Here is a 14,544-nt window from a genome sequence, read left to right as displayed (position 1 = left end):
CGCGTGAGCGCGGGATCGAACGATGCCGGCAGCACGCGGCGATCGTGCTGCGAAAATGCCCGGCCCGAGCTTATCCATTGGGACAGTGCGAGCGCATGATCGGTGCGTTCCGCTGCCACCATGGCGGCACGCTGCGAGCCGGCGACGCGCAGCGCAAAGAACTGCGTCGCGGCCGCCAGCGGCACGGCCGCCCGCCATCGCGACGGGGCATTGCCCGATGCGCCGCGGCTCGTCAGCACCGAGAAGTCGAAGCCCCTGCCGTCGACGGTGCGTTGCACCGCGAGGAGATCGACGCGGCCGTCGCCGTCGAAATCGGCCGCCAGATACTGCTGCGTGCGCGCCGGTGCGAGCGTGGCGTCGCTGCGGTACCAGAGGCTCGGCGCGGCGAACGCGCTTCCCGTACTCGCGAAGCGCCAGAAGGCTGTCCCGCCGTGGGCGTCCGGTGCGATCGCCATGAGGTCGGCGCGGCCGGTGCCATCGAAATCGCCGAGCACGAAGCGCGTGTCGTCGAAGCATAGTGCGTCGCCGCGGCAGCTCGGCACGATTGCGTCCGCATCGAACCGAACCGGGTTGGCGTACCAGCGAGCCGCCCGCGCGCCCGGGGCGAGCGGTGCGACCCAGATATCGAAGCCGGGGCCGTCGGTCCGGCGCTCGATATAAACCGCGCTGGATCGGCCCGTGCCGGAGACATCGCCATAGAGCGCGGCGTCGAGACGCAGGTCCCGCCACGGCGCCGCCAACTCCGACGTCCAGCGATAGGCGGTCGTGCGTTGCCCGCAAGCGGCGAGCATGGGCGTGTCTCCGCTTGCGCCGAGGCAGTGGCCGAGCGGCGTACGCACGATGCCGAAGTCCCACGGTGTGAAGCGCTGCGCGAGCGCTTCGTCGTCGCACGGTTCTTCGACGAGCCGGCCCGCGCGCTCCGCGACGCAGCGGCCGCTCGCCACGCTCATGAGGGCCGCGTCGTGCGGATTGCCGGGGTAGCTCGGCACGGGCCGCCATCGCCAAGCGCGCGCGGGGGTGCCGTCGCAGGCCGCGAGCGTGATCGTACGGGCGCCAGGTGCCGCGCTCGCGGTACTCGCGTCGGCACCACTCAAGCATCGGCTCGTGCGCACGTTGACGAGATTGAAGGCGGCCATGGCATCAGGCGACGAATGCGCTCGCGACGATATGGGCGACGGGTCCGCGAACGAGGACCGGGCCGGTAGCGCCATCGACGACGCAACGGCTCCCGGCGCGCCGAACGCATAGCGCCGCGCCACCCAATTGCCGTTCCATTCGTATTCGCCGAAGACCTGCGCGATATCGCCGCCGTCCATTGCGAAATAAGTGGCGACCTGATCGCGTTTCATCTGGGTTGCCTGAGCGGACAGGTTCGCCGGCATACCTGCGCTCACGTAAGTGAGGTGATAGCCGATCGGCGCCTGCACGCCGGCCACGCGTGCCGCCTCGCGTGTCGCGCGTGCGGAATAGATGTGATCGGGGTGTTCCAGAAACGGAACGGTGTCGGGATTCAGCGTAAAGATTTGCGTCGCATGCGCGAGTATCGCGCCGAGCGTCGCCGTCAGGGCGGGGCGATCGTAGCGGGCCGCACCGCGGCCGTCGGCTCCCATCGGGTAGCTGGAAACGGATGCGCCCTCGTCCCACAACAGCGCGAGCGGCGCGCGCCCGCCGCGCACCTGCCCGCCCGGCAGCCGCAGCTCGTAGAGCGCGACGCGCGGCATCGCGTCGAGGACCATACGATGCACGGGCTGGCCGGCGATCGATACCGTCGACTCCGTCCATGCGTTGCGCACCCCCGCCATGCGGGCATACGTCCGGCGGATCGCCCGCTCGCGTGTGAGCACGTAATCGAACTTCGAATTGTCCGCACCGCCGATCAGATGCACGGTGACGATGCACCATCCGGCATGCAGCCGGTCGGTGATGCCGGGATTGACGAAGAGCAGGTCGTCGTCGAGGTGTGCGACCACGGTGACCAGCGTGCCGGCGCTGCAGCCGGGTGGCAGGACCATCCCCGCCTGAGCAATGGACTGCCGGGTGACGGCCGCGACCGGATGCGTCGCTCCACGTACTGCGGCGAGGCCGGCCGCAACGGCGATCGCGGCGAGCGCCGCGATCGCCGCGCTCAGCCGCACACGTAAACCAACGCTCACAACGAATGCGCCTGCGACTGAGCGGCCGTGCGAGACTGAGTGAGCGCGCTGACGATGAGCAGCACGAGAACGTTGACGGACAGGGCGACGAGGCCGATGTTCGTATCCTTCAGCCGCTCGGGCAGAAACGGAAACCACTGGCCGAGCGTGGCATGCGTCAGCGTCGTGATCGTGACGACGGCAACGCCCGCGACGATACCCGCGAATGCGCCTTGCCACGTCACCCAGCGCCGCGCCGCGAGGCTGGCGAGCACGGCCGGAAAGAGCTGGGTGACGAAACTGTAGCCCATGAGCAGCAGCGCGACGATCGTTTCGCCGCCATGCAGCGTGAAGCCGACCCCCACGAGTGCGATGACCGGCACCAGCACGCGGGCGAGCCGCGTCACCTGGGCGTCGCTGGCCTGGCGCGCGATGCCGCCGCGATAGATGTCGTTGGCGATCAGCGTGGCCGCGGCATTGAGAATCATCGAACCCGGCACGAGCGCGGTCAGCACACCGGCCGCGCCGATCACGCCCACGAACCAGGGGTCGAACGTCGCGAGCGAGAGCCGGAACAGCGACAGATCGATGTCGCCGCCCTTGAGGCCGGGCACCTTGAGCGTTGCCGCGAAACCGACGAAGAAGACGAACAGCAGGATCAGCTGATAGACGGGCAGCACGGCCGCGTTACGCCGGAAGATGCGCTCGTCGCGCGCGGTGAACACCGACGCGAACGTATGCGGCCACATGAAAAAGCCCAGTGCCGTAAGCGCGACCGTCGATTGGAACCAGGTCACGCTCGAGCCCTTCTCGGGGAACGAGAGGAATCCCGGCTTCGCGGCATCGATGGCGTGGAACATCGGCGCATATCCGCCGTAGTAGTGCAACGGCAGGTAGATGCCGAGGAAGAGCACGACGCCCAGAATCATCAGGTCCTTCGTCACCGAATTCCAGGCCGAGCCGCGCACGCCGGAGATCGTCACATAGGCCGTCACGACCAAGGCGCCGATCCAGATGGCGGCCGCGGGCGAGATGGCGCCGTACGAAGTCGTCGCCACGATGATGCCGAGCCCCTTGAACTGAAGGACGAGATACGGCACGAGGGCGACCACATCGACGATCGCGACGAGTACGCCGAGCCCGGGGCTCGCGTATTTGCTCGCGAGAAAATTCGGTTGCGAGACGACGCGGTTGGCCTTGGCATAACGCCAGATCGGCGGTAGCAGCCAGTACGAAAGGATATAGGCGAGCGTGGCGTAGGGGAGGATGTAATAGACGGGGGCGCCTTTGCCATATGCGAAGCCGCTGCCGCCGAGGAACGTGAACGTCGTGTAGATCTCGCCGGCCATCAACAGAAAGACGAACGCCGTGCCGAAGCTGCGGCCGCCGACCGACCACTGCTCGAGATTCATGTCGTGCCCGCGGCGGGCGCGCAGACCCAGGCCGAGCGCCAACAGTGTGAACGCCGCGATGATGAGGAGTGCGCTGCTCATGGGCGCACCTCCTCACCGGGCGATGCGGCCGTGCGGTTGGCCGGGTCGAGCCGGTAGACGAGCGCCATGATGACGGCGGTCAGCACGACCCACGCGACGATCCATGCGAGCACGAGCGGCATGCCGAGCACAAGCGGCTCGACGCGATTGACGAACGGGACACCGAGCAAAATGCCGATGAACGGCAGCGCGGCGAGCAACCTGAGAACCATGATGAAATCACTCCTGGAAAAGGGGTGCGACATGATCGGACTGCGCGCCACGACTCTATGCCCAACATCGGTGCGCCGTAAAGACTTTCAAAAATGCCGTCCGGCGCCTGCCCACGACGCTTTTTCGTAGGGCGTCAAATCGACAGTCCCTGCATCCGGTGGGCGAAACGCGCGCGCTCGGCTTGCTCCATCAGTGCGAGGAACTGCTCGATATCCATGTGAACGAGCGCTTCGTGATCGCCCGCTTCAAAGTAGACGTCGGGCTCGCGCGCGAGGCTTTCGTCGAGATACGTCTGCATCCCGTAAGCCATGCCGACGGGCGGCAGCGCGCCGATATCGCAGTCCTTGAAGATTTCGCGAATGTCGGCCTCGCTTGCCACGGCGAGTTGCCTGCCCGTGCGCGAGCGCAGCTCGGACAGTCGCACGGCATGCGTCGATGGGAGCACGGCCGCGACATAGCCGTGTTCGTCCGCGAGAAGCACTGTCTTGGCCAGGCGCTCGCCCGGCACGTGCGCGGCGGCGGCCGTTTCGGCGCTCGAGTGGCTATAGGCATGATGCAGTACATCGTAGCGGGCACCCCGGTTGTTCAGACATTGCTCGAGCGTAGTTGACATCGACATGGCGCACCTCCGTCGTTCTAGCGAAAAACGCGTTTGAAACGCGGCCTGCATACGGTTCTCCTAGCATAGGTCGTTTGCTGCGTGCTGCTGCGGATATCGGGAGCATGCCGCGGCGCGTGCACCGGCGTAACAGTTTTTACTCATATGTAAGTGACGAGGCGTTGGAACGCGCTACATTGAACGCCGAGCCGATATGCGCAGCAGCCGGAGTCCCATGCGAGACAACATGGCCAATACAGAACATATGAGCGGCGCGGCGATCGCGCTGAATCGATTCGGGCTCGGCGCGCGCGCCGGCCAGGCCGCTCCCCACGACCCCAAAGGCTGGCTGTTGGCCCAACTCGACGCCTACGAGCCGTGGCCGCCCGCATGGGCCCAGGAGCCCGGCTCGCATGCCGCACTCGAAGCCGTGGCCGAGGCTCGCCGCGTGCGCAAGGAGGCGAAGATGGCCGCGAGCACGGCGGCCGCGAGCCGGGCCGGCGCAGCGGCAAGTCAGGCGGCCGTCCAGGCGATGCGCAAGGAACTGCGCGACACCTATGTCTCGGCCGTCGACGCCCGTATGAACAGCGCACTGGCGACGAACACCCCGTTCGTCGAACGGCTCGTGCATTTCTGGGCGAATCATTTCGCCGTGTCGGCGGACAAGCCGGAGCTCGCGCCGCTTGCCGGCGCTTTCGAGGCCGAGGCGATTCGCCCGTACGTGCTCGGATCGTTCGAGGACATGCTCGTGGCCGTGGAGTCGCACCCGGCCATGCAGATCTATCTGGATCAGGTCCGCTCCGTCGGCCCGAACAGCCCGGCCGCGTTGCGCGCCGGCGCGCGCAACCCCGCAAAAAAGCCCGGGCTCAACGAAAACCTCGCCCGCGAAATCATGGAGCTGCATACGCTCGGTGTGCGCACGGGCTACACGCAAGACGACGTGACCGAGTTCGCGCGGGCCCTGACAGGCTGGAGCATCGCCGAGGCCCCGGGCGCGGCGCCGGCGATGAAACGCGCCGCGGGAGCCAAACCGGGCTCGGGCACCGCGATCGCCGGCACGTTCGTGTTCCGGCCTGCGCTGCACGAGCCCGGTGAGCGGACGGTCATGGGACGACGCTATGCGGCGGCCGAAGCGGATACCGGTGCGACGCAAGCGCTGGCCGTGCTCCACGACCTCGCGCGGGCACCGGCGACGGCGCGTCATATCGGTTTGAAGCTCGCGCGCCATTTCTCGACGGACAACCCGAGCCCGGCCATGGTCGAGCGGCTCGCGCATGCATTCGAGGCAAGCGGCGGCGATCTGCCGAGCGTCTATCGAGCGCTCGTTGCGTCGCCCGAGGCATGGCAGCCCGTGGCGACGAAGTTCAAGAGCCCCTGGGATTGGACGATTTCCGCTTGCCGCGGCATCGGGCTGACCCGACTCGACAATCTGCATGCGGCGCCGCTTCTCGCGCAACTGGGACAGCCGGTGTGGCGGCCCGGTTCGCCGGCCGGCTACGACGATACGAGCGCGAGCTGGGCGGCGCCCGATGCGCTGATGCGTCGCGTCGAACTGGCTCAGCGCATCGCCGCGCGCGTCGGCGAGAGCATCGATCCGCGCACGTTGGCGCCGACGCTGCTTGCCGGGGCGCCGATGCCGGCCACTGCGGCGGCGATCGCGCATGCAGAAAGCGTGCCGACGGCGCTGGCGCTGCTGCTGGTTTCGCCCGATTTTCAACGGAGATGACATGACGCTCTCTCGCCGCAGATTCCTGACCCTGTCGGCCGCGGGTGCCGGCGCCATGCTGGTCTCGCCGATGCTCGCGCTGGCGCGGGTCGAATCGGAGCGCCGTTTCGTGTTCGTCATCCAGCGCGGCGCCGCGGACGGACTGAACATCGTCGTACCCTATGCCGATCCGGCTTATGCCTCGCTGCGCGGGCCGCTCGCGCTCGAGCTATCGTCGGCCGCCAAGCTCGACGGCACGTTTGCGCTGCATCCGGCCTTGCAGCGTACGGCGCAGTTCTACGCCGCCCGCCAAGCGCTCTTCGTTCATGCCGTGGCGACGCCTTATCGCGATCGTTCCCACTTCGACGGACAGAACGTATTGGAGACCGGCAGTACCGCGCCCTATCAGCTGCGCGACGGCTGGCTGAACCGTCTCGTCGCACTGCTGCCGCGCGACGCGGCCCAGGCGATCGCGTTCGCGCCGACGGTGCCCGCCGCATTGCGCGGGCGTTCCAATGTCGAGTCGTACGCGCCTTCGTCGTTGCCGGACGCCTCCGACGATCTACTCATGCGCGTGGGCGAGCTCTACTCGCACGATGCCGAGCTCGGACGGCTCTGGAGCGAGGCGCTGGCCGCGCACGCGATGGCGGGGCGGGCAGGGCCGCGGCAGGACCCCGCGAGCCTCGGCAAGCTCGCCGCCGGCTTTCTGGCGCGCGCGGACGGCCCGCGCATCGCGATGATCGAGACCGGGGGCTGGGATACCCATAGCGCGCAGAACCCGCGGCTCGCCGCGCAACTGAAAGCGCTCGACGCGATGCTCGGTGCACTACGCGACGGGCTCGGCACGGTCTGGGCCGACACGACGGTGGTGGTCGCCACCGAATTCGGGCGCACTGCCGCCGCGAACGGCACCGCGGGTACCGACCACGGTACCGGATCGCTGGCGATGCTGATGGGCGGGGCGGTCGCGGGCGGACGCGTCATGGCGGATTGGCCCGGCTTGCGACCGGGCGATCTTTACGAGGGCCGCGATTTGCGCGCGACGACCTCGCTCGATGCGCTGGTCGCCGGGGCGGCAGCCGAAACGTTCGGCCTCGATCCGGCCCATACCGTGGCCGCGCTCTTTCCGAAGCGTCGCTCGCTCGCCCCGGTCACCGGTGTCGTCGCCGCAGGGGGGACGGCGCGACACGCGTGAGCCGCGGCACGGGCGTTGCTTGCCGCGTTAAGGGTATCTGCATGGAGACGCTTTCATGAGCAACGCCGCTCGCGCCCCCATTCCGCGGCGGGACTTCACTGAACATTTCGTCCGCTTTTACGACGACGAGCTGCCCGTCATAGACGAAGTCGTCCAGTTTGCCCTGCGCGCCTTGCGCGACAAAGGCGTGGCGATCGTCATCGCGACGGACGCGCATTTGTCGGCGATCGTGCCGCGCCTCGAGCGCGCGGCACGCGGACCGCGTTCGGGCAAGCTGATTTGCGCGGAGGCCCAAGCCGCGCTGGCCGGGTTCATGGTCGACGGTTGGCCCGACGACGAGCGATTTTTTGCAACGATCGGCGCGCTCGTGGCTGACGCGGCGGCGCGCGCGGATGCGGCGCCGATTCACGCATTCGGCGAGATGGTGGCGATACTGGGCGCAGCCGGGCAATACGATGCGGCCCTACGGCTCGAAATGCTCTGGAACCAACTGGCGCGGCGCCATGCGTTCAAGCTCTTTTGCGCGTATCCGCAGGCGCTTTTCTCGCATCCCTCGCAACTCGGTGTGTTCAGCGAAATCTGCCGCGCGCACGGGCGCGTGCTGCCCGCCGAGATCCTGACGGACGTGGGCGCCGCCACGGCCAACCGGCTGATCGCTCCGTGGCAACGAAAGGCGGCTGAGCTCGAAAGCGAGGTACAGCGGCGATGCGAAGCCGAAGCGGCATTGCGCCGGCGCGAGCGCGAACTGGTCGACTTCGTCATGAACGTGCCGGTGGCGGCGGCGTTCCTCGCGGGGCCCGACCACGTCTTCCGACTCGCCAACCATGGATATCGCGAGCTCGTCGGTTGCCCCGAGCCGATCGGCCGTACCTATGCCGACGTGTGCCCGGACGAGAAGCTCGGTGGAGATGTCGCCCAACTGCTATCGAGATGCTATACGAGCGGCCGCTCGATCCACCGCGACGAGTACCGCATCGAAATGACGCGGACCGACGGCGCATTCGAGCCGCGCTATTTCTCGTTCAATTTCAAACCATCACGTTCGGACGGCGGCGAAGTGGAGGGCGTCATCGCCGTGGCCGTCGAAGTGACGGAGCAGGTGCGCAATCGCGAGCGCCTCGAAAAGTCGCATGCCGAGCGCGAGCGGCTGCTGGTCGAGCTCGAGCGCGCAAGCCGCGCGAAGGACGAGTTTCTGGCAATGCTCGGCCATGAATTGCGTAATCCGCTCTCGCCGATCGTCACCGCGCTGCAGCTGATGCGCATGCGCTCGGATGGCGAGACGTCGCACGAGCAAAGCATCATTGCACGGCAGGTGGAGCATCTTGTGCGGCTCGTCGATGACTTGCTCGACGTCGCCCGTCTCACGCGCGGCAAGATCGAGCTCCGACGGCGTACGGTCAATGTCTCGGATGTGCTCAACCATGCGATCGAAATGGCGAGCCTGCTGCTCGAGCAGCGCAATCACCGGCTGACGGTCGAGGCCGAGCCGGACCTCGTCTGGCAGGTCGATGCGGCGCGCATGGCGCAGGTGGTCTCCAACCTGTTGACCAATGCGGCGCGCTATTCAGCGGTGGGCGAGGAGGTGCGTCTTGCCGCTTCGCGGGGGCCCGGCGAGACCATCGAGATCAGCGTACGCGACAACGGTATCGGCATTAGCGAGAAGATGCTGCCGCGCGTATTCGACCTGTTCTTTCAAGGCAAGCGCAATCTCGATCGCGCGGAAGGCGGGCTCGGCATCGGCCTCGCGCTCGTCAAGAATCTGGTGGAACTGCATGGCGGCAAGGTGAGCGCGGCCAGTGCGGGGCCGGGCCGCGGCAGCGAATTCACGATTCGCGTGCCTGCCCGGGCGGCGGGCCACTCGCATCGATCGCCGGGCGCGCGCGGTCCCTCGGTGCCGTCCGAACGGACAGCGCAGGCTGCGCCGCCCCCGAAAAACGGCTGCCGCATCCTGCTCGTCGACGATAACGTCGACGCCGTCGAAGCGCTCGCGCTGCTGCTCACCGAGTGCGGCCATCGCGTCGAGGCCGTCCACGATCCCGCTGCCGCGTTGCAGATCGTCGGGCGCTTCAAACCCGAGATCGCGGTCGTCGATATCGGCCTTCCCGTGATGGATGGCTATGAGCTCATCGGCAGCCTGCGCGCGATGCCCGCCACGCGTGAGTGCATGTACATCGCGCTGACCGGTTACGGACAGCAGGCCGATCGCTTGCGCAGCGAGGCGGCGGGTTTCGACCATCACCTCGTCAAGCCGGTCGATCTGGCGCATCTGACGCGTCTCATCGACGCATTCCAGGCTGAGAAAGCGGCGCACTCGGCCGAAAGCCACGGCCCGTGATCGCTGCTTGCCCGGCCGGCTGTTACATCGACTCGCCCGACGCCGGGCGCCCGGCAGCCGTGTTTTGCGCGCCCTGCAGTTTCGTCTCGAGCGCCGTCTCGAAGCTGGCCAGCACGTTCGGCTCGGCGTCCGTCACGGCCCACCACACCATCCCGTTCGCGCGCCAATGCAAGAGGGCATAGCCGTCGCGCACGAGCGTGGCGGACCCGCTTTCGCCGCCGCTGTCCGAGGCCTCGCGCTCGGGCATCACATAGACATCGATCACGTGCAGGCGATAGCGGTAGATGAGCACGGCAACACGCCGATGCGCCACGTAATCGAGGCGTCCGCCCGCCAGCGCGAAGCCCTCCGCAGCGAGATCGACGACGGGCGGCGTGTAATCGAGGCGGCCGTTGAACCACGGCTTCACCGTATGCTGATCCGTGGAGATGACGTCGATGCCGTGCCCCGACAGTTGCGCGCGGACATGCGCGCCGACGAGTTCGTCGACGAAGAGCTCGGCGCGATTCGGGCCGCGTAGCGAAGGCGTCAACGCGAGCGTCGCGGCAACGGCCATCGCAACGGCAACGGCGCTCAGCCCGGCGAAGGCTGCGACACGGCCGCCGCCCGTTCGCCCGGCGGCGACTCCCTGCCATGCGGGCCGAGCCGAAGCGGGCCGAGCCGAACCGGGTTGGCGCCAAAGCTGCTTCAGCCAACCGAAGCGTGCGTCTCGCCGCGGCTCGGGGCGATCGGCGGCAGACCTTTGACCGGCTTCGCGCTCGAGCGCGGCCGCGATGCGCATACGCAGTGCATCGGGCGCGTGGTGATACTCGGCGCGCCGCACGCTGCGGCGTATCGCAAGCAGGGCTTCCTGTTCGGCGCGGCACGCGGCGCAGGTTTCGAGATGTTGTCGGACCGCGCGCGCTTCGCCTGACGGGAGTTCGCCGTCGAGGCTCGCATCGATGCGAGGACGGATGTCGTCACATTCCATCAGGCCTCTCCTGCTTACCGTCGGTCGTGCGCACGTGCGAGGCCCCGCGTTGCGGCTCGCGCGATGTGACGATGGCGGCGAATTTGCGCCGCGCGCGGGCGATGCGCGACATGACCGTGCCGATCGGCAATTCGGTGACCGCCGCAATCTCGCGGTAGCTCAAGTCCTCGAGCTCTCGCAGGATCAGGACTTCGCGGAATTCGACGGGCAGCTCGGCAAGCGCCTCGTGCACGAGCCGCGTGTCCTGCTCGCGGATCATCAGCGTTTGCGGATCTTCGGGCGCCGTGCCCCAGCCATCGATCGGCGTGTCGTCGAGCTCCTCGTCGAACTGCACGACCTCATGCGACGATGCGCGACGGCGCCACTCCGAATACCAGGTGCGGCGGACGATCGCGAGCAGCCACGGCCGGGCGCTGTCGCCTTCAAACGAATCGAAAAAGCGCAGGGCGCGCATGAATGCCTCCTGGACGATGTCTTCGGCATCGGCCGAATTGCCACTCAACCAGCGCGCAAGGTTGTATGCCGCATCGAGGTGCGGCAAGGCCAACGCCTGAAAACGGCGAACCTGCTCGCCGTCGTCGCGCTTGCGCGCGGCCTGTCGATCGCTGCTGGTCACCCCGGCTCCTTCGCCCTCACCGATGCACCATCGGCCACCCGTCGAGTGTAGTTCGCTTTTGGGCATATCGAGGGTCCGTTGCGCCACGACGTTTTCACCGGACCACGATCTTGCCGACCATCATCGGATGAATACTGCAGAAGTAGGTGTAGGTGCCCGACTTCGTCAGCTCGGCCGTGTACGAATCGTTCGTGTCGAGTGCGGGCGAGTTCTTGAACGCACCGTTCGTACTGACCACCACATGTGGCTCCTCGTCACGATTGACCCAGACGATGCGCGCGCCGGCCGGCACGTGGATTTCGTTCGGCTTGAATGCGAAGTTGCTGATTTCGACGCGATAAACGGCCGGCTGGCCGGAGCCGCCGGCATTGCCGCCAGCCGCTTGCGCGTCGCCATCGGTCGAGGCTCGGGAAGCGCTCGTTGCAACGGCTGCCATGACCATGAGCAAGGTGGCCGCAACCCGGCCGCGAAAGTACCGTGCGTTCATGACAGCGTCTCCTCGGTGAGGGCAAGCGTGCGAGCGGTCTCGACATGACGCACGACGCGCACGCCGATATAGTCGGCCAGCTTGCCGGCGGGGATCTCTTTGAGCGGTCCGGGCCCGGGGCCCACGCCCGGCGCCGGCTGCGGGTAGGCCGTCGAGCGGGCGGTGAAGAACGTCACGTTGCCTTCGACCTTTTGCTGAATCTGATGGATATGTCCGTTGAGCACCGTCACCGAACCGAAGCGACGCAGCAAGGCGAGCGCTTCGCCCGCGTCATCGGTGCCCCAGCCCCATGACGGATAGAGCGACCAGAGCGGCATGTGGGCGAATACGACGATCGGCGTTTCCGATGTGCGGCTCGCGAGATCGCTGCGCAGCCAGGCGAGCTGATCGGTGCCGAGCGAGCCGAGGCCACCGGCCTTCAAGTTCAGCACATTGATCAGTGCGACGAAGTGCACGCCGCGGTGATCGAAGCTATACCAGCCGCCTTTCGTTGCTTCGCTCCCGAAGCGCCGGAAAAATTCGGCGCCGTTATCTCCGATCACGTCATGCTCGCCCGGGACGAAGAAACGTTGTTTCGTGCGCATCTGGCGCATCAGCTCGGTCACCGTATCGAACTCGTCGGGCTTCGAGAGGTGAGTCAGATCGCCTGTATGCATGACGAAGTCCGGCTGCACGGGCAGCGCGTCGATATGGTCGAGCGCACGCTTGAAGGTGCCGGCGACATCCTCGTTTGGCGCCTTGTTGAAGCCGATATGCGAATCGCTGACCTGCACGAAGCTGAATGCCGCGCTCTTGGCTTCGCCCTGCGCGCTGTCGCCGAGCGCGCGCGCCTGAAGCACGCCGCCCTGCATGAACCAGAGCGTGCCGGCGCCGGCCCACGCCATGCACTTGAGAAATTCGCGCCGGGCCCCGGCCGGCCGCGCGTCGCGGTAGCCGTCTTTATCGTCTTGCTTGCCATCCATGATCGAGTCTCCTGGTCGTGGTGAATGCGGCCAGAGAAGACCGCGCTCGGAGGACCGGCGACGCACGCGCCGCGAGCTCGATGAGCTGTCCTCATCCAGCATTACCGCGCTGTGCGCCCGGTTATTCCCGCCAGAAGTGAAAAACATCGAAGTGCTGTCTCGTTGATCGTTTCTTTGTCTTCCGGAGCGCAGTTGTATGTAGAATCGCCCGGTTTTGAAGCTTGGCGTCGGTCAGGCTGATCAATGAAAACGAACCTGTCTGTACGAAGTCGCCGGAAAGGGTCGCCGGCATGCAGAGCGATCGGCAGTCGCTGCTGATTTATCCGGTGAGGGTTTTCGATCGGCCGCGAACGGACCGCATCGCAAATCAGGCTGGCGCTTGCTCAGTGGCACTACTGGTGCAAGTACATGAGCGATGGCCCGAACGGCCTCCCGAAACCGATGCTGTTCCACACTCAGCACGAGACGCCGCGCGAGTCATTCCTGTTTTGTATCCGGAAGACTCGAATGCGCGGGTTGAAGACTGGACCGGCGAACCCGATGGCCACTTGCACGCCGCAGCTTGGCTCGATAAGCCCGCTACTCAGGCGGCACGATAACGACCTCTACTCGTCGTCGCCGGCGCGATTGAGCCCAAACGAAGCAGGCATCTTGCGATAGATGGTTGTACGCGAGACGCCGAGTGCGCGGGCCGCAGCCGATACGTTGCCCCCGTGCCGCTCGATGGCCGCAGCGATGACCGAAACCGCCACTTCCTGCAAGCGCGCATCGTTTCTCAACGCGACATGTGGGGGCTGCCCGACCGGCGCCGCGGCACTTGCCTCACGGCCAGCGATATCCTCGAAGAAATCGTCGGGCAGATGCTCGCGGCGAATCACGCCATCGTCATCGACCATCGCGGCGGCCGTCCGCAGCAAATTTCCGAGCTGCCTGAAGTTGCCAGGCCAAGCGCATTGCTCAAACAGCGCGGCGACCTCCTGCGAGACGCTGAGACTGCATCCGTTGCAGCTCGCCGCCGACTCTTGTTCGAGCATCTTTTCGATGACGACTGCAAGATCGGTCCGCTCCCGCAGCGGCGGCAATTTGACGACGAGCCCGTTCAGTCGATAGTAGAGATCTTCGCGAAAGAGATTTTGGGCGATCATCTCGCGCAGGCTGCGATGGGTCGCGCAGACCACCGAGATATCGACAGGAATCGATTTGGTCGATCCGAGCGGATTGACGATCCGTTCTTGCAGTACGCGCAGCAGGCGCACCTGGAGCGGATACGGCATATCGCCGATCTCATCGAGAAACAGCGTGCCGCCGTTGGCCTGCACGAGCTTGCCGAGGGCGCCCTTGCGCCGCGCCCCCGTGAAGGCCCCTTCCTCGTATCCGAACAACTCGGATTCGATCAGCGTTTCGGGAATCGAGGCACAGTTCACGGCAACGAACGGACCGTCCCGGCGCGGCGAGTCGTTATGGATCGCCTGCGCGAGCAGTTCCTTGCCGGTACCCGTCTCGCCTGTGATCAGAATCGGAATGTCCTTGCCGATGACCTTGCGCACCTTCGCAATCACGGCGGCCACTTGCGGATCGCCCGTATCGAGGCTCGCAAGCCGCACACGTGTGCTCGTCGACGCCGCCTGCGCGACCGCGCGCGATACGCGTTGTACATCGGCGACGGGACCGTCGGCGAACGACGTGCGCTTGATGCCGATGCGCGCGCGGACCACCGTGCCGTTGTGCAGGTTCAGCGAGACGACTTGATCGGGATGCGCGCGCACGCGATCGAAGAGCTGCGCGCTCGTGAGACCGAAAAGCGAGGCGAGGGTATGCGCACGCAATCCGGCGAGCGG

Annotated in this window: 12 protein-coding genes; 3 read left to right on the top strand and 9 right to left on the bottom strand. The window is 66.6% G+C overall.

Annotated features, from left to right (window positions below; translation table 11 throughout):
* From VGL01_RS03500 to VGL01_RS03485, 4 genes are all read right to left on the bottom strand, one after another.
* A partial coding sequence (locus tag VGL01_RS03500; protein ID WP_331567117.1) for an FG-GAP-like repeat-containing protein occupies positions 1-2,153 on the bottom strand: 2,153 nt, incomplete at its 3' end.
* Positions 2,150-3,625, bottom strand: coding sequence for a sodium:solute symporter (locus tag VGL01_RS03495; RefSeq protein ID WP_331567115.1), 1,476 nt, complete (start codon positions 3,623-3,625; stop codon positions 2,150-2,152). The genes VGL01_RS03500 and VGL01_RS03495, both read right to left, overlap by 4 nt.
* On the bottom strand, positions 3,622-3,837 hold the full coding sequence (locus VGL01_RS03490) for a DUF3311 domain-containing protein (protein ID WP_331567113.1): 216 nt from the start codon (positions 3,835-3,837) through the stop codon (positions 3,622-3,624). The genes VGL01_RS03495 and VGL01_RS03490 overlap by 4 nt, the downstream gene beginning before the upstream one ends.
* Before the next feature lie 134 nt (positions 3,838-3,971).
* Positions 3,972-4,457, bottom strand: a complete 486-nt coding sequence (locus VGL01_RS03485) for a YbaK/EbsC family protein (protein ID WP_331567111.1) — start codon at positions 4,455-4,457, stop codon at positions 3,972-3,974.
* A 226-nt stretch (positions 4,458-4,683) separates the two neighbouring features.
* On the opposite strand from VGL01_RS03485, the gene VGL01_RS03480 reads away from it, so the two are divergent.
* Genes VGL01_RS03480 through VGL01_RS03470 form a run of 3 tightly spaced genes read left to right on the top strand, consistent with a single transcriptional unit; the run spans position 4,684 to position 9,671 of the window.
* Positions 4,684-6,162 carry a DUF1800 domain-containing protein gene (locus VGL01_RS03480; RefSeq protein ID WP_331567109.1) on the top strand — a complete coding sequence of 493 codons (1,479 nt, stop codon included), beginning with the start codon at positions 4,684-4,686 and terminating at the stop codon, positions 6,160-6,162.
* A 1-nt stretch (position 6,163) separates the two neighbouring features.
* Positions 6,164-7,336 (top strand): DUF1501 domain-containing protein, encoded by a 1,173-nt coding sequence (locus tag VGL01_RS03475; protein WP_331567107.1) that lies wholly within the window; start codon positions 6,164-6,166, stop codon positions 7,334-7,336.
* 55 nt (positions 7,337-7,391) lie between these two features.
* Positions 7,392-9,671: an ATP-binding protein gene (locus VGL01_RS03470; protein ID WP_331567105.1), complete on the top strand. Its 2,280-nt coding sequence runs from the start codon at positions 7,392-7,394 to the stop codon at positions 9,669-9,671.
* Between the two features lie 22 nt (positions 9,672-9,693).
* Here the strand turns inward: VGL01_RS03470 and VGL01_RS03465 are convergent, their stop codons facing one another.
* From VGL01_RS03465 to VGL01_RS03445, 5 genes are all read right to left on the bottom strand, one after another.
* Positions 9,694-10,641, bottom strand: a complete 948-nt coding sequence (locus VGL01_RS03465; RefSeq protein WP_331567103.1) for an anti-sigma factor — start codon at positions 10,639-10,641, stop codon at positions 9,694-9,696.
* Positions 10,631-11,257: an RNA polymerase sigma factor gene (locus VGL01_RS03460; RefSeq protein ID WP_331567101.1), complete on the bottom strand. Its 627-nt coding sequence runs from the start codon at positions 11,255-11,257 to the stop codon at positions 10,631-10,633. Before VGL01_RS03460 ends, VGL01_RS03465 begins: the two co-directional genes overlap by 11 nt.
* A 94-nt stretch (positions 11,258-11,351) precedes the next feature.
* Positions 11,352-11,744, bottom strand: coding sequence for a cupredoxin family copper-binding protein (locus VGL01_RS03455; RefSeq protein ID WP_331567099.1), 393 nt, complete (start codon positions 11,742-11,744; stop codon positions 11,352-11,354).
* Positions 11,741-12,706 (bottom strand): metallophosphoesterase family protein, encoded by a 966-nt coding sequence (locus VGL01_RS03450; protein WP_331567097.1) that lies wholly within the window; start codon positions 12,704-12,706, stop codon positions 11,741-11,743. The genes VGL01_RS03455 and VGL01_RS03450 overlap by 4 nt, the downstream gene beginning before the upstream one ends.
* Before the next feature lie 605 nt (positions 12,707-13,311).
* Positions 13,312-14,544: sigma-54-dependent Fis family transcriptional regulator (locus VGL01_RS03445; RefSeq protein ID WP_331567095.1), on the bottom strand; the 1,233-nt coding region annotated here is incomplete at its 5' end.

Origin of the sequence: Trinickia sp. (assembly GCF_036503415.1) — a bacterium.
GTDB lineage: Bacteria > Pseudomonadota > Gammaproteobacteria > Burkholderiales > Burkholderiaceae > Trinickia.
Note: the sequence above shows the minus strand (reverse complement) of the source record. Positions and strands in the feature narration are given on the sequence as shown.

Excerpts from the sequence above, each read along its gene's own strand:
- VGL01_RS03495 (WP_331567115.1), bottom strand. The coding sequence starts at position 3,625 with ATGAGCAGCGCACTCCTCATCATCGCGGCGTTCACACTGTTGGCGCTC.
- VGL01_RS03465 (WP_331567103.1), bottom strand. The coding sequence starts at position 10,641 with ATGGAATGTGACGACATCCGTCCTCGCATCGATGCGAGCCTCGACGGC.
- VGL01_RS03485 (WP_331567111.1), bottom strand. The coding sequence starts at position 4,457 with ATGTCGATGTCAACTACGCTCGAGCAATGTCTGAACAACCGGGGTGCC.
- VGL01_RS03480 (WP_331567109.1), top strand. The coding sequence starts at position 4,684 with ATGGCCAATACAGAACATATGAGCGGCGCGGCGATCGCGCTGAATCGA.
- VGL01_RS03470 (WP_331567105.1), top strand. The coding sequence starts at position 7,392 with ATGAGCAACGCCGCTCGCGCCCCCATTCCGCGGCGGGACTTCACTGAA.
- VGL01_RS03450 (WP_331567097.1), bottom strand. The coding sequence starts at position 12,706 with ATGGATGGCAAGCAAGACGATAAAGACGGCTACCGCGACGCGCGGCCG.
- VGL01_RS03475 (WP_331567107.1), top strand. The coding sequence starts at position 6,164 with ATGACGCTCTCTCGCCGCAGATTCCTGACCCTGTCGGCCGCGGGTGCC.
- VGL01_RS03490 (WP_331567113.1), bottom strand. The coding sequence starts at position 3,837 with ATGGTTCTCAGGTTGCTCGCCGCGCTGCCGTTCATCGGCATTTTGCTC.
- VGL01_RS03455 (WP_331567099.1), bottom strand. The coding sequence starts at position 11,744 with ATGAACGCACGGTACTTTCGCGGCCGGGTTGCGGCCACCTTGCTCATG.